Annotated in this window: 16 protein-coding genes and 2 tRNA genes; 8 read left to right on the top strand and 10 right to left on the bottom strand. The window is 72.8% G+C overall.

Translation table 11 applies throughout. The features are described 5' to 3' along the window. Positions 1-20: 20 nt before the first annotated feature. Positions 21-722 carry a TetR/AcrR family transcriptional regulator gene (locus DPM19_RS19890; protein WP_111869462.1) on the bottom strand — a complete coding sequence of 234 codons (702 nt, stop codon included), beginning with the start codon at positions 720-722 and terminating at the stop codon, positions 21-23. A 172-nt stretch (positions 723-894) separates the two neighbouring features. On the opposite strand from DPM19_RS19890, the gene DPM19_RS19885 reads away from it, so the two are divergent. From DPM19_RS19885 to DPM19_RS19875, 3 genes are all read left to right on the top strand, one after another. After that, positions 895-1,326, top strand: coding sequence for an Rrf2 family transcriptional regulator (locus DPM19_RS19885; protein ID WP_111869461.1), 432 nt, complete (start codon positions 895-897; stop codon positions 1,324-1,326). An 82-nt stretch (positions 1,327-1,408) separates the two neighbouring features. Beyond that, on the top strand, positions 1,409-2,155 hold the full coding sequence (locus tag DPM19_RS19880) for an SDR family NAD(P)-dependent oxidoreductase (RefSeq protein WP_111869460.1): 747 nt from the start codon (positions 1,409-1,411) through the stop codon (positions 2,153-2,155). A gap of 272 nt (positions 2,156-2,427) precedes the next feature. After that, the gene (locus DPM19_RS19875; protein WP_111869459.1) at positions 2,428-2,874 is read left to right on the top strand and encodes a nitroreductase/quinone reductase family protein; all 447 of its coding nucleotides are present in this window, start codon (positions 2,428-2,430) and stop codon (positions 2,872-2,874) included. A gap of 37 nt (positions 2,875-2,911) precedes the next feature. Here DPM19_RS19875 and DPM19_RS19870 read toward each other — a convergent pair whose 3' ends face one another. The 4 genes from DPM19_RS19870 to DPM19_RS19855 form a co-directional block, all read right to left on the bottom strand. Then, positions 2,912-3,343 (bottom strand): hypothetical protein, encoded by a 432-nt coding sequence (locus DPM19_RS19870; protein WP_111869458.1) that lies wholly within the window; start codon positions 3,341-3,343, stop codon positions 2,912-2,914. 165 nt (positions 3,344-3,508) lie between these two features. Then, entirely contained in the window at positions 3,509-5,152 is a 1,644-nt protein-coding gene (locus DPM19_RS19865; protein WP_199485183.1) for a High-affinity nickel-transporter, read from the bottom strand. A 281-nt stretch (positions 5,153-5,433) separates the two neighbouring features. Next, positions 5,434-6,753, bottom strand: coding sequence for a tetratricopeptide repeat protein (locus DPM19_RS19860; RefSeq protein ID WP_111869456.1), 1,320 nt, complete (start codon positions 6,751-6,753; stop codon positions 5,434-5,436). A 70-nt stretch (positions 6,754-6,823) separates the two neighbouring features. After that, complete coding sequence (locus tag DPM19_RS19855) at positions 6,824-8,302, bottom strand: DUF4331 domain-containing protein (RefSeq protein WP_111869651.1); 1,479 nt, start codon at positions 8,300-8,302, stop codon at positions 6,824-6,826. A 331-nt stretch (positions 8,303-8,633) separates the two neighbouring features. Between DPM19_RS19855 and DPM19_RS19850 the strand changes: the two genes are divergently transcribed. Together DPM19_RS19850 and DPM19_RS19845 are read left to right on the top strand one after the other, a co-directional pair. Beyond that, positions 8,634-9,194, top strand: coding sequence for a sigma-70 family RNA polymerase sigma factor (locus tag DPM19_RS19850; RefSeq protein WP_199485182.1), 561 nt, complete (start codon positions 8,634-8,636; stop codon positions 9,192-9,194). Further along, the gene (locus tag DPM19_RS19845; protein ID WP_111869454.1) at positions 9,191-10,189 is read left to right on the top strand and encodes a maleylpyruvate isomerase family mycothiol-dependent enzyme; all 999 of its coding nucleotides are present in this window, start codon (positions 9,191-9,193) and stop codon (positions 10,187-10,189) included. The genes DPM19_RS19850 and DPM19_RS19845 overlap by 4 nt, the downstream gene beginning before the upstream one ends. A gap of 55 nt (positions 10,190-10,244) precedes the next feature. Here DPM19_RS19845 and DPM19_RS19840 read toward each other — a convergent pair. From DPM19_RS19840 to DPM19_RS19830, 4 genes are all read right to left on the bottom strand, one after another. Beyond that, positions 10,245-10,321, bottom strand: a tRNA-Met gene (locus tag DPM19_RS19840). A 54-nt stretch (positions 10,322-10,375) separates the two neighbouring features. Continuing rightward, complete coding sequence (locus tag DPM19_RS36800; RefSeq protein ID WP_267900904.1) at positions 10,376-10,498, bottom strand: hypothetical protein; 123 nt, start codon at positions 10,496-10,498, stop codon at positions 10,376-10,378. Between the two features lie 187 nt (positions 10,499-10,685). Then, positions 10,686-10,762 (bottom strand) — tRNA-Met (locus DPM19_RS19835). 95 nt (positions 10,763-10,857) lie between these two features. After that, a complete protein-coding gene (locus DPM19_RS19830; protein ID WP_111869453.1) occupies positions 10,858-13,803 on the bottom strand; it encodes a UPF0182 family membrane protein in 2,946 nt (981 codons plus the stop codon). A gap of 138 nt (positions 13,804-13,941) precedes the next feature. On the opposite strand from DPM19_RS19830, the gene DPM19_RS19825 reads away from it, so the two are divergent. The 3 genes from DPM19_RS19825 to DPM19_RS19815 are packed head-to-tail and all read left to right on the top strand — an operon-like array spanning position 13,942 to position 15,975. Continuing rightward, positions 13,942-14,469: a PPA1309 family protein gene (locus DPM19_RS19825; protein ID WP_199485181.1), complete on the top strand. Its 528-nt coding sequence runs from the start codon at positions 13,942-13,944 to the stop codon at positions 14,467-14,469. A 9-nt stretch (positions 14,470-14,478) separates the two neighbouring features. Beyond that, the gene (locus DPM19_RS19820) at positions 14,479-14,901 is read left to right on the top strand and encodes a molybdenum cofactor biosynthesis protein MoaE (RefSeq protein ID WP_111869452.1); all 423 of its coding nucleotides are present in this window, start codon (positions 14,479-14,481) and stop codon (positions 14,899-14,901) included. 21 nt (positions 14,902-14,922) lie between these two features. Continuing rightward, positions 14,923-15,975 (top strand): YlbL family protein, encoded by a 1,053-nt coding sequence (locus DPM19_RS19815; RefSeq protein WP_111869451.1) that lies wholly within the window; start codon positions 14,923-14,925, stop codon positions 15,973-15,975. A 28-nt stretch (positions 15,976-16,003) separates the two neighbouring features. Here DPM19_RS19815 and DPM19_RS19810 read toward each other — a convergent pair whose 3' ends face one another. Then, on the bottom strand, positions 16,004-17,086 hold the full coding sequence (locus DPM19_RS19810; RefSeq protein ID WP_111869450.1) for an NAD-dependent epimerase/dehydratase family protein: 1,083 nt from the start codon (positions 17,084-17,086) through the stop codon (positions 16,004-16,006). Positions 17,087-17,174 lie beyond the last annotated feature (88 nt).

Below are 17,174 nucleotides of genomic sequence, written 5' to 3'. Positions count from 1 at the left end.
GGCGGTTCCGAGTTCGTGGGTCAGTGGGGTAGGCCGACGAGGTCGGCCATCTGGTCGGTGGTGTGGTGGAAGAAGGCGTCGGCGGGGTCGGCGCCGCCGGTGAGCTGGCCGAACAGTTCGAAGCTGATCGTTCCGAACAGTTGGATCCAGGCGACCATGACGCGGGTCAGGTCGGGTTCGGGGAGGGGCACGTCCATGAGGTCCGCGACGGCGGCGGCCTGCCCGGCCAGGGTCGGCGGGAGGGGCGGGCCGTCGAACGCGGGGTGCAGGGCGCCCTCGGTGTGTGCCCGGTGGGCGAGGCGGAGCAGGAGCAGCGGGACCCGGCCGGCGGGGGCGATGGTGGTCTGGGGGGCGGCGTAACCGGGGACCGGGGAACCGTAGATCAGGGCGTACTCGTGCGGGTGCGCCCGGGCCCAGTCGCGGACGGCGTGGTGGATCGTGCACCAGCGGGCGCGCAGGTCGCCGGGGGGCGGGGTCGCGTCGGCGGCTTCGGCCGCGTCGCCCAGCGCTTCGTAGGCGTCGATGATCAGGGCGGTCAGCAGCTCGTCGCGGTTGGGGAAGTAGCGGTAGAGCGCCGAGGAGGCCATGCCCAGCTCGCGGGCGACCGCCCGCAGGGACAGCTGTTGCGCGCCGACCTCGCCGAGCTGGCGGCGGGCCGCGTTCTTGATCTCCTGCGTCAGCTCGGCGCGGGCCCGCTCTCGTGCCGTCCGGATGGCTCCCATGGCGCCAGCATGGCAAAGATGAGATCGGCGCACAAACTAGAGAGCATCGCTCTCATTTTCTTGTGTGGCGGACCCCAGGTGTGGCGCACAGCGCACCGGACGGCACACACTGCGCCCGATTTGCCGGGTTCGGTCGTAACACATACTGTTGCGACTGTTGGGGAGGTGGGGAATGAGCGCCAACAGCAGAATGACCATCGCGGCCCACGTCCTGGCGTGGATGTGGCTCAACGAGAGCCGGGGCGGCGAGGTCTCCACGTCGGAGCGGATCGCGGACAGCGTGAACACCAATCCCGTGGTCATCCGGCGGCTGCTCGGGGACCTGCGCCGGGCGGGGATCGTCGAGTCCCGGCGCGGGGCGGGTGCGGGGTGGACCCTGGCGCGCGCACCGGAGTCCGTCACCCTGCTGGACGTCTACGAAGCCGTGACGCCCGGCCCGCTGTTCGCCATGCACCGGGCCGAGCCGAACCAGCGGTGCCCGGTGGGCTTCGGTATCCGGCCGGTGATGCAGGGCGTCTACGACGGAGTCGAGGACGCCCTGCGCGCCGAACTGGCCCGCACCACGCTCACCGGCGTGCTGCGGGGCATCCTGGCCGCCCGCTAGCGGGGTCGTCCGGGCATCGGCGTCCGGCCTTCACAACGGCCATAAATGTAACAACAACAGTTACTTCAAGAAGGGGACGGCAATGGGGCAGTTCGAGGGCAAGGTGGCCCTGGTGACCGGCGGCTCGACCGGGATCGGCCTGGGCATCGCCCGGCGTTTCACCGACGAGGGCGCCACCGTCTACATCACCGGCCGGCGCAAGACCGAGCTGGACGCGGCCGTGGAAAGCCTGGGGGAACGGGCCGTCGGCGTGCAGAGCGACGTGTCGCGACTCGACGATCTCGACCGGCTCTTCGCGGTGATCGGAGAGCGCAGCGGCCGGCTGGACATCGTGGTGGCCAACGCGGGCGTCGCCGAGTACGCCCGGCTGGAGGACATCACCGAGGAGCAGTACGACCGGACGTTCGACGTCAACGTCAAGGGCGCGCTCTTCACCGTCCAGAAGGCGTTGTCGCTGCTGCGCGACGGCGCCTCGGTGATGTTGCTCTCCTCCATCGTCGCCACCCGCGGCGGCGAAGGGATGAGCGTCTACAGCGCCACCAAGGCCGCCGACCGCAACCTCGTCCGCTCCCTGGCCGCCGAACTGGCCGGCCGCGGCATCCGGGTCAACGCCATCAGCCCTGGGCCCGTCGGGACCCCCGGCGCCGACATCTTCCTGGGCGACGCCGCTCAGGACGAGCGGCGGATGCGAAAAGGCTCCCCGATCCCACTCGGCCGGAAGGGGCGACCCGACGAGGTCGCCGCCGCGGCCGTCTTCCTCGCCTCGGACCAGAGCTCCTACACCACCGGATCGGAACTGTTCGTGGACGGCGGCGCCGCCCAGGTCTGACCCACCACCGAGCGCGGCCCCGCCTGGGCGGGGCCGCGCCAGCGGGACCGCGTACCCCGACCACCGACTTGGCCCGAACGACTCCAACCACGCGCAACTCCGGCTGCGCGCAACTCCGGCTGCGGGCGGCTCCGGTTGCGGGCGGCTCCGACCACGAGGCGGTCACATGAGCGACCACTGCACACGCTAGAGAGCAGTGCTCTTGCTTTTTCTTCACCGATAATGTCTACTGCTCTGCAACGAGAGCACCGCTCTCGGTTTGGAGGAGGGGTATGAGCGTGGAGACCCGTCACATCCAGCCCGGCAGGTTCGGCTGGCTCGGCCGGATGTCCAACGGGCTGGTCGCCTGGCTGACCCTGCGGGGAGTGAGCCTGTGGGGGTCGCGCGTGCTGTACGTCCGTGGCCGCACGAGCGGGAAGTGGCGCAGCACCCCGGTCAACCCGCTGACCCTGGAGGGCGAGCGCTACCTGGTCGCCCCGCGCGGTCACACCCAGTGGGTGCGCAACATCCGCGTGGCCGGGGGTGGGGAGCTGCGGATCGGCCGCCGGGTGGAGTCCTTCACCGTGACCGAACTGCCCGACGCCGAGAAGCCCGCCTACCTGAAGAAGTGGAAGTTCGAGGTGGGCGCGTTCTTCGACGGCGTCGACCACACCAGCCCCGACGAGCGGCTGCTGGAGATCGCCCCCGGCTACCCGGTGTTCCGTGTGACTCTGGCCTGACCCGCCCCTCGATCCGGCGGAGGGGCGTGCGCCCTGATCAGCCGATCCGGGTGGCGATCGACTCGTAGCCTCCGCCGCCCGGGTAGGTCCACCTTCCGGAGAGGGTGTTCCCGTCCGCGCTGAACGTGCCGCGGTAGTAGGCGGGCGATCCCTTCTCCACCGCCCAGATGGTGAGGGTGTCGCCGTCCATTTCGTAGACGTAGTCGAGGGTCTCGCCCATGCCGCTGTAGTAGCGGGAGACGATGTGCTCGCTCGGCTCCTCGGCTCCGTAGGGACGCAACCGCCCGATCATCTCGATGCCCTTGGTCCGCTCCCCGTCCTTCTCCCCCAGGTCGATCTCCTGAATGAGGAAGAAGCCGCCCTCCATCCAGCGGTAGGTGACCGTGCCCTCCGAGCCGCCGGTGATCCGCCAGGTGCCGACCAGCCGGTCCAGGGCCGCCAGTTGCGCGTCGGTGGAGTGTTCCGCCATGACCCTCTCCTCTCGCGATGATCGAGACAACCACGCCCCGGGGCCCGAGGCGAGAGATAACGCGAAAGAAGGGCGGCCGGTCCGGGCGGAACCCGCTCTGGCGCCGCCGCGCCCGTGCGGTGGACCGGCCGCGGGCGGGACGTGCGCGGAGCGGGAACTCACCGTTCAGGCGATGGCCGCGGGCAGGCTGCGGAGGACGAGGCCGAGGCCGACCAGCGCGACGGCCGTCGCGGTACCCAGCGGGAGGACGGCCCGGGAACGCGCGGCGAGCGACTGGACGCGATGCCCTGGCCGGGCGGCGGCGCGGAGCCACCCGGACAGGGCCCGCCCGGAGCCGAGCGCCAGCAACCCGACCAGCGTCAGGGTCAGCGCCATCCCCACCCCGTAGGCGAGCACGAGGACCACCCCGAACCAGGCCCGGCCGATCGCGGCCGCCCCGACCAGCACCAGCACTGCTGAGGGATTGGGCACCATCCCTCCCGCGAACCCCATGAGCGCCGCCCCACCCCGGCGGGGAGCCCCCTCCCTCCCCGCATGCCGATGCCCGTGCCAGTGGCCGTGGCCATGCCCATGCCCGTAGCCGTGGCCGTGGCCGTGCCCGTGGCCATGCCCATGCCCGTGACCGTCGCCGTGCCCGTGCCCGTGCCCGTGGCCATGCCCGTGGCCATGCCCGTGGCCGCCGGTGGTGCGGGTGTTGCGTACGGCGCGGCGGAGCAGCACCGTTCCCGCCAGGGCGACCAGGACACCGCTCGCGACGCTCAGCCACGGGTAGACCTTCGCCGGGGCCAGCAGCGTGCCGGACATGATCAGTAGGCCGAGGGCCAGTACCCCCGCGGTGTGGGTGAGGGTGACGGTCGTCCCCAGGACGAAGATCTCCCGGCGGACCCGGCCGGACCGGGAGTCGCCTCCTCCGGCGTACGCCACCATCATCAGCTTGCCGTGTCCGGGCGCCACCGCGTGGAGTGCGCCCAGCGCCACCGCCACGAGCAGGGCCAGCACGGCGAAGGGCAGCGTCAGATCCTGCCGGGACACCAGGTCGACGAACGCCCGGGTGGGCCCGTCGGCGCCGCGCGGCAGCACGGTCCCCGCACCGGGCACCGCCGGGTCGGCGGCCAGCGGAGGGCCGCCCGCCCGCACCCGCAGGGACGCCTGCCGCTGGTCCGGCGGCGAGGACAGCGGGTCCTCCGGGTACCCGGAGAGGCGCCGGCTGCGGGAGGCCGCCGGGACGTCCGCGGCCGTCAGCGTCATCCGGTCGGCGCGGGCGGTGATCTCCCGCCAGCCGGCCGCGCCGACGAGCCCCGCGTCACGGAAGACGATCGAGGAACCCGTCCCGGACACCGCGATCGCGCACTCCACCCGCAGCGTGGGCAGGTTCGCCCGGCCTGGCCGCCGCTCGGCCCGCGCCGTCAGCACCCGCGGCGCACCGCGCCGGCCGTCGATCGTCACCTCCATGGCGCGGACCGCCTCGGCGCACCGCCGCGCCGCCCAGGGCCCCGGCCCGGCGGCGTCCAGCCCGGCCCGGACCTGCGCCGTGGGGATCTCGGCGAGGTCCTGGACGTGGTCGACGCGCACCTCCCGGGGCGCCACCACCAAGCCGTCGTAGCGGTTGACCGAGAAGTCCCCGAGCGGGTGCGCCGCAACGGGCGCGGCGGACGCCGGAACGGCCAGCAACCCCACGACGCAGCAGGCCAGCACGGCCAGCACCACGCACGCCCGGACGGCCCGCCGGAACACCGTGGCCGGGATGCCCCGCAATGACTCCCCCGTCCGCCGGAACACCGCCTCGACGGCCCGCCGGCACGGTTTCACCCGGAAGACCCGCCGGCCCAGCGCCCTCGGGGTGAACCGCCGTCTCGTCGCCGGCCCAGCGCCGTGGAACGGCACAGCCCCCGTCCCCCGCCGGAACATCGCCGCCCGGCCGGGCCTCCGGACGGCCCTCGGGAGCGGCGTAGCCGGGGCCTGCCTCCGGAACGGCACCGTCCGGACGGCCCCCGGGAACGGCATGGCCGGAGCCGGCCGCCGGAACGGCACCGTCCAGGCGGGCCGGACCGGCACCGTCCGGGCTGCTCGGGATCGCGGGCTCCGGAAAGTCACGACAGCTCCTTCAGTGCCGCCCGGGCCTTGGGCGCGTCCAGCGGGGAGAAGTGCGGGTTGAGCCGGAGGGCGGCGGTCAGGCTGCGCCGGGCGTCGGCGGTGCGGCCGAGGGAGCGCTCGATCATGCCCCGGTGGTAGAGGAACCGGGCGTCGCGGAAACCCGTCCGGGCGGCCTGCCGGGCGTAGGGCAGCGCTTCGCGGTCCCGCCCGTTGACGTGCAGGGCCCAGGCCAGCGCGTCGGCCACGTGGATGCTGCGGCGCCGCGACCACTCGGCCCGGGCGGCCTGCAACGCGGCGGCCTTCGCGCCGTGGTCGGCGCCCAGCAGCGCGGTCTCCAGGTCGGTGCCGACACCGTTGGTGCGGGCGAGCGCCTGCCAGGCGTCCATCACCGCGTACTGCTCCCGGGCCCGGTCGGGGCGGCCCTGCGCCTCGTGCAGTTCGCCGAGGGCCGCCACGTACCCGGGCAGCGGTGCCCGGCCGGCGAGCGCCGTCCGGTCGGCCAGCGCGCCGGCGGCGTCGCCGCGGGCCGCGCGCACCCTGGCCCGGCCGTCGAGGGCCGCCAGGGAGGACGGGTCGGCGCGCAGCGCGGCGGCGTGGTGCCGGCCCGCCGCCGCGAGGTCGCCCCGGCTCCAGGCGAGGTCGCCGAGCTGGGCGGCCACGTAGGCGACGTCCGTGCGGTCCGTGGCGGATTCGGCGGCCCGTTCCAGTACCTGGCGGGCCCGGCCGGGGTCGCCGCGCAGTTCCAGGACGTGGGCGTACCGGGTGAAGATCGGGATGCCGGGACGGAGGGAGTCGGCGCGGCGCACCGCGGCCCACGCCTCGTCGTACCGGCCCAGTTCCACCAGCGCGTCCACGCGGACGGCGTGCGCCCGCGTCCCGTAGGGGTTGACGGCCAGCGCCAGGTCCGCCTCGCGGAGCGCGGCGGGGAAGTCGTGCCGGGCGGCGGCCAGCGCGGCCAGCCCGGTCCGTACCTGCTCGTCGCCGGCGGGCCGCAGCCGCAGCGCGCGGCGCAGCGCGTTCTCGGCCCGCGGGTAGTGGGACGGGTCCGCGGTCAGCCGGGCCTGCTCCACGTGGGCCAGGCCCAGCGTCGACCAGGAGTCGGCGTCGTCGGGCCGCGCGCGCAGGCGTTCCTGCAGCCGGCCGATGGTCCGGCCCAGGTCGGCGCCGGAGATCCGGTCCAGGGCCGCGGCGGGGACCGGGGCGGGCGGCGGGTCCTCGAACCCCCGGCCGAACGCGACCGTGGAGAACGCGGTGAGCCCGGCGACCATCGCCACCACCGCGAGCGCGGTGGTCGCCTTGCGCACTGGGAACGGCATGGTGTGCACCTCGTCTCGGTAGGCGGGCCCGGCCGCGGGTGAGCGCGGCCGGGCCGGGTCACCGGTCGGTTCAGCCGGTCCTGCGGCTGCGGGCCCACGCCCAGAGACCGCCGGACAGGAACGCGGCGCCCGCTGCCAGCACCGCGAGCGGCACGATCGGCAGGCCCTCGTCCTCGACCGGCGAGTTCGCCGAGCGGGGACCGAAGACGCCGCCCGCGGTGCTGCGGACGGCCGAGCCGGAGGTCGGCAGCGCCACGTAGGGGAAGTTCGTGCCGAACTTCTGGTCGTTGGCGTTGACCGAGTCGCCGAGGTCGTTCTTCTTGCCGACCAGTTCCCCCGCCACCACCTGCAACGAGATGTCGACGACGTCGTCGGTGAGCCGGCGGCCGTTGGGGTAGCCGGCGTTGTCGCCGTCCAGCACGCCCAGCCGCTTGGGGGCCGCGGTGGGCGGGATCGAGGTGTTGAGGCGCATCTGCTCGGCCGGCCGGACCCCGGGCGGCTGGTTGAGCTTGGGCACCCCGGTCAGGAAGACCTGCACCAGGTCGTTGCGCGGGGTGGCCGGGGCCGGCAGCTTGTAGATCGCCTGGAGCAGCTTGGGCAGCTCCGGGTCGGTGACGTACTTGCCGAACTGGGCGTCGTGCCAGGGCACCGAGGCGTTGAACCGGTCCTTGTCCCGGATCGGGATGACGACCTCGTTGACCAGCGGCATGCCCAGCCGCGAGACCTGGACCGCCTCGCCGACCGCGTTGTGCCGCTTGACCGCCGAGTACACCCCGATGATCGGCTGGCCCGGCTTGGCCAGCGACGCCGTCGGGACCTGGATCGCCAGGGTCTGCACGTTGTAGCCGCGCAGGGTGTCGTTGCCGACCTCCTTGAGGTTCCCCCCGTACAGCAGGTCGAAGACGCGCAGGTCCAGGAAGAACGGGTCGTCGGCCTGGCCGGCGAACACGGTCCCGCCCCCGCCGGGCAGCTGGGTGACGGCCTGCTGCCGCAGCTTGCGGTAGTCCGGCATCGAGGCGTCACCGACGTGCGAGGGCGCCACGGGGGCGCCGGAGATCAGGGTGCGGGTGCCCGTCACGGCCCCGGCCCGCCGCTGGATCAGGGTGAGGTCGTAGGTCTGCCGGAAGTTCAGGTCGGGGTCGTCCAGGCTCTGCACCGGCCCGGTGTTGTAGAGGAAGGTGTTCTTGTTCCGGTAGCGGTCCTGAAAGGTCCACCGGTAGGTGAACTCCGGCAGCGAGTCGCCGTCATTGTCGACGTTGATTTCGTAGCGGCCGTCCTGCGCGAACTTGTAGAAGTTCGGCCCCCCGGCCGGCTCCTGGAACGGCAGGAAGTTCGCGACCAGGGTGGTCGTGTCCGGCCGGTCCGGACTCACGAACGCGTAGACGTCGGTGTTGTCGTACTGGGGCTGTCCGGAGATGAGAGGTGCCTCCCGGTGGCTGGAGGCGGTGGCCTGGAGTGGTGCCAGGCTCACCGCGCCGGCCGCGAGCAGCGCCGCCCCCGTGGCGAGCAGCCCGGCCGTCTTCGACCGGCGCGTCAGGCGTGTCGGCATGGTCGGTCCCTTCCGCCCGCGGTCCATGCGGGCTTCCGTTGCATCTGCCAGCCATTCGCCGCCGGACGCCCTCCGGATGACGCGAATTTTCTTCTCCGACCGCGGGCGGCGGCCTTTCGGCAGCTCAATGCCTGCGTGGACCGGGCGGAAAAAATCAGCGCGAAAAATCTTGCCTTTCCGTCATCCGCAGCGCGCCGCCGGGCGAACGAACAAGGGATGATGAAACCTCTGGCCGAGGGGCGCGTGATACGTCATGCTCGACCCGTACCATGCGCCCCGGATTCGGCCGCGGGCTCGTTGGGCCTGCGGACGCGCGGGAGGCTGGTCACCGGTGCCACCTGATGAACCGGCTGAGGACGAACTGTGGCTCGGCCGGCTCGCCGCGGGCGACGAGCGGGTGCTCGGCGAGCTCTACGACCTCTTCGGCCGGCTGGTGTACGGGGTCGCGCTCCGGGTGACCCGCAACCGCGAGGCCGCCGAGGACGTGACCCAGGAGGTCTTCACCTTCATCTGGGAGCGGCCGCTGGCCTTCGACCCGGGCAAGGGCACCATGCGCTCGTGGCTGGGCCTGCTGGCGCACCGCCGGGCCGTCGAGTACGTGCGTGCCGAGGAGCGGCGGCGCCGCGCGTTGCAGGCGGTCGAGGCCCCGCCACCCGATCCGGACATCGCGGAGGAGGTGGCCGCGGCCGAGGTCGGCGGCCGGGTGCAGAGCGCCGTCGAGGCGCTCCCGGCGGCGTTGCGCGAGGTCGTCGAGCTCGCCTACTTCAAGGGCCGCAGCTACCGCCAGGCGGCCGAGGACCTCGGCCTGGCGGAGGGCACGGCCAAGTCGCGCATCCGCATCGCGCTCCGGCGGATGGCCGACGCCCTGGCCGAGGAAGGACTCAGCCCATGAACGCCGAGCACGAGACCGTCTCCGCCCTGCTGGGCGTCTGGGTGCTGGGGGCGTGCTCGGCGGAGGAGTCCGCGGCCGTCATCGACCACCTCACCCGCTGCCGGGTCTGCGCGGACGAGTCGTTGCTGCTGGGCGCCGCGGACGACCTGCTCTCCGGGCGGGGCGGGCCGCCCGTGGGGCTGCGCGCCCGAATGCTGGACCGGGCGCTGACCCGCCGGCCGCCGGCTCCGGCCGTCCCCGGGTACGCCGCCCCCTACGCGGCGCAGGTGTCGGTGCTGGACTCCCTGCTGGGCGAGTTGGCCGGGCCGGACTGGGCGCGTACCGCCGTCGCCGAGTACGGCTGGAGCGTCCAGGATCTGGTGGCCCATCTCGCCGCCACGGACGGGCTGCTGGCCGCCCGGCTGGGCGCTGACTCCGCCCCCGGGGACGGCGACGACGTGCCGGCGCGGACGGCGGCCATGCTCGCCCGGCACCGCGGCCTCCCGCCCGAGCGGACCAGAGCGGCCTGGCGCGACCAGGCGACCGCCCTGTGCTCGCGGCTCGGCGCGGACGCGCGGGACCAGTTGGTCGAGCTGGAATGGCCGCTGCCGGTCGGCGCCACGATCCTGTCGCGCGCCTTCGAGACCTGGATCCACACCGCCGACATCGCCGTGGCCGCGGGCCGGACGCTGCCCGCCCCGCTGCCGGAACACCTGCACCCGATGGCCGACCTCGGGGTGACGATGCTGCCGACGGCGCTCTCGCTGGCCGAACTCGACCGCCCGGACGGCATGGCCCGGGTCGTGCTCACCGGCCCCGGCGGCGGCGACTGGCTCGTCCCGCTCGGCGCGGACAGCGGGTCGGAGCTCATGACCGCGATCGAACTCGACGTGCTCGAGTTCTGCTTCCTGCTGGGCGGCCGGCGCGATCCGGGCGAGGTCGGCGCGCTGGTCGACGGCGACGAGCGGCTCGCCCGTGACCTGCTGGCCGCGGCCCCGGCCCTGTCGGGTCCCTGAACGCCGACCCGAACACCGAAAGGCCCGGAACCGTGATGGTTCCGGGCCTTTCGCCTGGTAGCGGGGGCAGGATTTGAACCTGCGACCTCTGGGTTATGAGCCCAGCGAGCTACCGAACTGCTCCACCCCGCGTCGTGTGGCTCAACCTTATGGGGCGGGGTCTGCTTGCGCAAACCGAATTCCCCATCAGCGGACCGCGGCAACGCGCACCCGCTGGATGCAGCCCTGGACGACCGCGGGATGGGCGCCGCCCGGGCAGGCACGGCCCGCCGACACCAGCGCGATGATCTTCACATGGGCGCGTCGCACCTGACCGCGGCGTGCCGGGCCGGCGCCCGGAGCACCAGGCCGTTCGGGGCACTGCGGATCACCGGCGGCTGCTGGGGACCTGGCCGAACCTTCCGAAACGTTCCGCTTTGTCGCGCGTATCGGTCCGGAATCGGGACCGGCGAATGCGAAGGGCCGGTTCCCGAGATCGGGAACCGGCCCTTCGAACTGGTAGCGGGGGCAGGATTTGAACCTGCGACCTCTGGGTTATGAGCCCAGCGAGCTACCGAACTGCTCCACCCCGCGTCGTGTGCCTTTACTTTATGGAGCCGCCGCCCCTTGCGCAAATCGTTTCCCACCGGCCCGGGCGGCGCCGCGGTGCGGCGCCGCCCGGAGCGGGGTCACGAGGGAGGCGACGCGGTCGGTGTCGGTGTCGGTGTCGGGCTCGGCGACGCCGCCGGAGCGGGCGGCCGGATGGCGGCCAGCCGGTCCAGCGCGGCCTTGAGCCGCTGCTGCGCCTCGCCGTACGCCGCCCAGTCCTGGGTGCGCAGCGCCGCCTGCCCGTCCGCGTAGGCCTTCTGCGCGTCGGCCAGCGCCCGCTGGGCCTCGGCGCTCAGCTCACCGGTACCGGCGTCGCCGCCGTCGCCGCCGTCATCGCCGCCGTCGTCGCCCGGCGGAGCCGCCCCGTCGTCGGGGAAGATCTGCTTGAGGGCTTCGTCCAGGGTGCCGCCGAAGCCGACCTTGTTGCCGAACATCACCACGACCCGTTGCAGGATCGGGTACGGCTCCTGCCCGGCGGTCTGCTGGGCCTGCACGTAGACGGGCTGGACGTACAGCAGCCCGCCACCGAACGGCAGGGTCAGCAGGTTGCCGTTGAGCACCTGGGACGCGCCGCCCTGGCGCAGCAGGTTCAGCGCGCTGGAGACCTTCGGGTCGGCGTTGATGGTGTTCTGCGCCTGCCCGGGCCCCTGCACCCCGGTGTTGCCCGGCAACTGCAATATGCGGATCTTCCCGTAGGTCGATCCGGGCGTCGCGTCCACCGACATGAACGCGGCCATGTTGGGCCGGGCCCGCGGCACGAACGCCGTGGTCAGCGAGAACGCCGGGTTCGGGTCGCCGGGCATCTTCAGCGACAGGTAGTACGGCGGCTGCTTGACCCGCCCCTTGGCCGGCTGGGTCGGGTCGTCCGGGACGTTCCAGAAGTCCTGGCCGCCGTAGAACGCGTCGGCCTGGGTCACGTGGTACTTGGCCAGGATGCCGCGCTGCACCTTGAACAGGTCCTGCGGGTAGCGCAGGTGCTGCATCAGGTTGGAGCCGATGTCCTTGTAGGGCTTGACCACGCCCGGGAACGCCTTCATCCAGGTCCGCAGCACCGGGTCCTTCTCGTCCCAGGCGTACAGCCGGACCGTGCCGTCGTAGGCGTCGACGGTCGCCTTCACCGAGTTGCGCATGTAGTTGACCCGGTCCCGGGACGGGCGCACCACCGAGGTGCGGGTCTCGGTGCTGGTGTCGCTGGTCGCGTCGGCCAGGCTGATCCGCTCGGAGTACGGGTAGCCGTCGGTGGTGGTGTAACCGTCGAGGATCCAGGTGATCCGGCCGCCGACGATCGCGGGGTACGGGTCGCCGTCGATGGTCAGCCAGGGGGCGACCTTCTGCACCCGCTCCCGGGGCGTCCGGTCATAGAGGATCTTCGATTGGCCGTTCACCGAGCCCGACAGCAACAGGTTCTTCTCCTGGAACTTCACCGCGTACAGCATCCGGTTGAAGAACGAGCCGACCGACACCCCGCCGTTGCCGGTGTAGGTGGTGTTCTTCTGCCCGGTGCCGCCGCTCTCGGGGTAGTCGAGCTCCTTGGGCGCGGACCCCGGGGGCGCGCCGACCACCGAGTAGCGCGGGGAGTTCTCGCCGAAGTAGATGCGCGGTTCCTTCAGCCCCGTCTGCTGCACCAGCGGGCCGGTGGGCGGCATGTCCTTGGCCACGAAGTCGGGCAGGCCGTTGGGGTCGATCTTGTTGCCCGGTGCGGCCACGAAGCCGTACCCGTGCGTGTAGACGGTGTGCTGGTTGATCCAGTTGTTCTGCTGCGCGGGCGGCCCGGTGATCTCGCGGACGGCCACCACGGTGTCGCGGAAACCCTGCCCGTCGACCGGGTAGCGGTCGATGTCGAGCTGGTCGGGGAACTGGTAGAAGCTGCGGATCTGCTGGAGCTGCTGGTAGGTCCGTGACACCAGCGCCGGGTCCAGCAGCCGCACCCCGGAGATGGTCTGGGCCTCCCGGCCCAGCTCACCGGAGTTCGGCGTGGTCTTGGCGGTGTAGTTCTCGGTGACCTGGGCCCCGTTGACCCCGTACGCGGCGCGGGTGGCCTGGATGTTGCGCTGGATGTAGGGCGCCTCCTTGGCCGCCTCGTTCGGCCGCACCTGGAACTGCTGGATGAGCAGCGGGTAGACGCCGCCGACCAGGATCGCCGACAGCACCAGCAGGCCCAGCCCGACGCCGGGGAGCATCATGCCGCGGCGCACGATGTTGACGAAGAACAGCGCCGCGCAGATCACGGCGATGACCGCCAGGATCGTCTTGGCCGGCAGCACCGCGTTGACGTCGGTATAGGACGGCCCGCCCACCACCCCGCGGTCGGAGTGCGCCAGCCCCCACCGGTCGAACCAGTACGCCACCGCCTTGAGCAGGACGAACGTGCCGACCAGCACCGACAGGTGCGCGCGGGCCGGCGGGCTGGCCTTGTCGCCGGGCCCCTGCAGGCGGAGCCCCCCGTACAGGTAGTGCACCACCAGCGCGACGAGGATCGACAGGACCAGCATCGCGAACAGGAACCCGAGCAGCAGCCGCAGGAACGGATAGGTGAAGACGAAGAACGAGACGTCCTTGCCGAACTGCGGGTCACGTACCCCGAACGGGGTGCGGTTCATGAAGGCCAGCCAGATCTGCCACTGCCCCGAGATCGACGAGCCGGTGAGCAGCGCCAGCACCCCCACCACGGCGATGCCGATCAGCCGGCGGTGCGGGTCGACCGCGGCCCGGTAGCGCTCCAGGCCCTGCTGCTCGACCGACAGCGGCCGGTAGGCGGGGCGCAACCGGTAGGCGATCATCATGTTGGCGCCGACCACCAGCGCCATCAGCAGGCCCGACCCCACGAAGAGCAGGATCTCGGTGCGCAACCGGGTGGTGTACACCGACGAGGAGTCCACCGACCGGAACCACAGCAGGTCGGTATAGACCGCGGTGAACACCAGGAACAGCACCACGATGATCGCGAGCACGGCCAGCACCGGGACGAGCAGCCGGGACCGGCCCGAGCCGAGGCGGCTTCCGAATCCGGGAGTCCTGAAACTCAAGGCTCCCCTCCGTTCATGAGGTCGTCACCGGCCCGCACCCCTTCGGACGGGCTCACCACAGCGCTTCCTATTGCAACTTATCGAGGACGCGAGGGGTTCCCTCGCCCGAAGCGGACGATTCGGCGAAAGAATGGAGGGGTGAATCTACTGGAAGAGGTCGTGCTCGATCTGGAGCGGCACTCCGCCACGGCCGGCTGGGACACGCCGCCCCGCCTGTACGCGCTGGTGGCGTCCGCCGAACTGCGCCGGGCCGACCCGGAACTGGCCGGACAGCTCGGGCTGGACCCTGAAGCCGACACCTTCGCCGCGCTGGAGCAGGGTGAGCTGCCCGAGGCCGACGGCCTCGACGAGGCGCTGGCCCGCATCGTCTGGCCCGAGGCGGTCTCGGGCTGCGCGCTGGTCGTGGAGCGGGTCGTCCTGCCGCCGGAGGCGGAGGCCGACATCCCCGAGAACGAGGCCGAGGCCGCCGCCTGGGTGGCCGAGCATCCGCTGCGCGAGGACGTCCGGATGGTGGTGGGCGTGCTGCGCGACGGCGACCGGCACTCGGCGCTGCGGATGCGCCGGCACGACGCCGACGACGAGGTGCTGTCCGGCCCTGATCTGGTGCCGGCACTGGCCGACGCTTTGATCGCCACCTTCGAGCCCGATGTCGAGCCCGGCGGGTAGCCTTTCCGGGTGGACGTCATCCGGCTGATCGGCATTCGCGACACCCCCCTGTCCGTCGACGAGGCGCTGGCCGCGGTCGGTGATCCGGCCGCGGGCGGCACCGCCCTGTTCGTGGGGACGGTCCGCGACCACGACCACCGGCGCCCGGTGACCCGGCTGTCCTACAGCGCGCACCCCTCGGCCGAGCGGGAGCTGCGCGCGGTCATGGAGAAGGTCGCCGCGGACTTCCCGGTGCGGGCGCTGGCCGCCGTGCACCGGGTCGGCGACCTGGAGATCGGCGATCTGGCGGTCGTGGTGGTGGCGGCCTGCCCGCACCGGGCCGAGGCGTTCGAGGCGTGCCGGCGGCTGATCGACGACCTGAAGGAACGGGTGCCGATCTGGAAGCACCAGGTGTTCGCCGACGGCGACTCCGAGTGGGTGGGCGCCTGCTGAGGACCGCATAGGCTTCCGCTCATGTCTCGCCGTGCTCTCACCCTCCTTCTCGCGGGCATCTTCACGGTGCTGCTCGCCGCGGGGGGAGCCCTCGTCCCGGTGCCCTACGTGGCGCTGACCCCGGGCCCGACGACCAACACGCTCGGCCGGTCCGCCCAGGGCAAACCGCTGATCACGATCGAGGGACGGCAGATCTACGACGACGGCGGGCACCTGAACTTCACGACGGTGGCCTACCGCGGCGGGCCGGGCAACCGGATCGACATGTTCACCGCGCTGCGCGGCTGGCTCGACCCCTCGACCGCGATCGTGCCGGAAGAGACGATCTTCCCCCGGAACGAGAGCAAGAAGCAGGTCGAGCAGGAGACCACCCGCCAGATGGTCGACTCCCAGCAGGACTCGGTGGCGGCGGCACTGACCGAACTCAAGATCCCCTACGGGTTCCCGGTGGTCGACACGGTGCAGTCCGGCCTGCCCGCGGCGGGCCGGCTGCGGCCGGGCGACAAGATCGTGGACGTCGGCGGCACCCCGGTGAGCAGCGCGTCCGCCGTCACCGACACGATGCGCAGGTACCGGCCCGGCGACACGGTGGCCGTCACCGTCGAGCGGGGCGGCAAGCGGGAGAGCGTCCAGCTGAAGACCGCCCCCTCACCGGAGGACGCCGGCCGGGCGGTGATCGGCATCACCCTCCGCGAGGACTTCCGGTTCCCGGTCAAGGTCCAGATCAGCGTCGGTGACGTGGGCGGCCCCAGCGCCGGGCTGATGTTCTCGCTGGCGATCGTCGACAAGCTGACGCCCGGCTCGATGACCGGCGGGCGGTTCATCGCCGGCACCGGCACCATCACCCCCAGCGGCCGGGTCGGCCCGATCGGCGGCATCCAGCAGAAGATGATCGCCGCCCGCCGGGCCGGGGCGACGGTCTTCCTGACCCCGAAGGACAACTGCGACGAGGCGCTGCCCGCCCGCCCCGACGGGCTGCGCCTGATCCGCGCCGACACCCTGCACAGCGCGGTCACCTCGCTCGACGCGCTGCGCACCGGACGGGGCTCCGTGCCCTCGTGCGGCACCTCCTAGCGGTGCGTGCGGTGCTTTCCGGCGTTCCTCAGCGGCGACGGCGGCGGCGGGCGCGGGCGATCGCGGCGGCGCCGAGGACGGCGGCGGTGGCGCCCGCCGCGGTGGCCATGGTCGCCTCCTTGCCGCCGACCCGGCGGCCGGCGACCGCGTGCCGGCCGGCGGTCTCCTCCAGCAGGGCGCGGAGCGCGCCGGCGTTGTCGTACTTCGGTTTCCAGCCCGCCGCCCGCAGCGCCGCGCAGTCGACCACCCACGGGTAGGCGACGAAGTGCAGGTCGGTGGCGGGTGCCGGGGTGAGGCCGAGCCGGTGCAGCCGCTGCGCGGTGCCGAAGGTGAGCGCGGCGGGCAGCTCGAAGCTCCGCTTGCCGGTGATCTCGGTCACCTGGGCGGCTTCCAGCCAGCCCTCGCAGCCCACCGCGACGACGCCCGGCATCCGGGCCAGCACGACGTGTTCCAGCGCCGTGACCAGGTCCTCGATATGGCAGAACTGCCAGCGGACCGGAACCCCCTTGACCGCCAGCAGCCGGGGCGCCTCGAAGTGCCGGGTGATCACGGTGTCGATCTCGGGGCCGACCAGGGCGGCGGGCCGCACGACCGTGACGGTGAGCCCGGGGTGGGCGGCCGGCGACCGTGCCGCCAGTTCCTCGACCTCCAGGTGGTCGCCGGTGACACCGGAGTCGGCCTGCGCCCGGACCTGGGTGTCCTCGGCCAGCGGCACCGGGTTGTCGGGCTCGGCCCCGTAGACCATGGCGCTGGTCACCAGGACGACATGGCGGACCCGGGCCGCGCCGGCCGCGGTGAGCACTGTCTGCGTGCCCCGGACGTTGTAGGCGCGGCGCTCGCGCGGGTCGCTCTCGGGCGACTGGTCCAGATCGAGGTGGACGATCACGTCGACGTCGGAGAGCCGGCGCGACAGCAGCGGGTCGCGCACGTCGGTCACCCGCCACAGCACGCCCTGCACGTCGCCGCGGTGGTCGTCGATGGCCACGACCTTGCGGATCCCGGCGCTCTCGGCCAGCCGGCGGGCCAGTGCGCGCCCGGCTCCGGTCGCCGCTCCGGTGACGGCGACGACCGGGCCCGCGCTACGCCGTGCGCGAACCTGCTGGTTCGTCACTGCCCGTGCCCCCTTCCCGGGTACGTCTCGATCGCTAGACCGACTAACGTGACCGTATGGCACTTTGACGTCCTCCCCGGTCAGCGCC

It is taken from the genome of Actinomadura craniellae (assembly GCF_003289645.1).
GTDB classification, from domain to species: Bacteria; Actinomycetota; Actinomycetes; order Streptosporangiales; family Streptosporangiaceae; genus Actinomadura_D; species Actinomadura_D craniellae.
This window is presented reverse-complemented; position numbering and strand designations above follow the sequence as displayed.

Coding starts and splice junctions, on each gene's coding strand:
- DPM19_RS19890 (WP_111869462.1), bottom strand. CDS start 722: ATGGGAGCCATCCGGACGGCACGAGAGCGGGCCCGCGCCGAGCTGACG.
- DPM19_RS19885 (WP_111869461.1), top strand. CDS start 895: ATGAGCGCCAACAGCAGAATGACCATCGCGGCCCACGTCCTGGCGTGG.
- DPM19_RS19880 (WP_111869460.1), top strand. CDS start 1,409: ATGGGGCAGTTCGAGGGCAAGGTGGCCCTGGTGACCGGCGGCTCGACC.
- DPM19_RS19875 (WP_111869459.1), top strand. CDS start 2,428: ATGAGCGTGGAGACCCGTCACATCCAGCCCGGCAGGTTCGGCTGGCTC.
- DPM19_RS19870 (WP_111869458.1), bottom strand. CDS start 3,343: ATGGCGGAACACTCCACCGACGCGCAACTGGCGGCCCTGGACCGGCTG.
- DPM19_RS19860 (WP_111869456.1), bottom strand. CDS start 6,753: ATGCCGTTCCCAGTGCGCAAGGCGACCACCGCGCTCGCGGTGGTGGCG.
- DPM19_RS19855 (WP_111869651.1), bottom strand. CDS start 8,302: ATGCCGACACGCCTGACGCGCCGGTCGAAGACGGCCGGGCTGCTCGCC.
- DPM19_RS19845 (WP_111869454.1), top strand. CDS start 9,191: ATGAACGCCGAGCACGAGACCGTCTCCGCCCTGCTGGGCGTCTGGGTG.
- DPM19_RS19815 (WP_111869451.1), top strand. CDS start 14,923: ATGTCTCGCCGTGCTCTCACCCTCCTTCTCGCGGGCATCTTCACGGTG.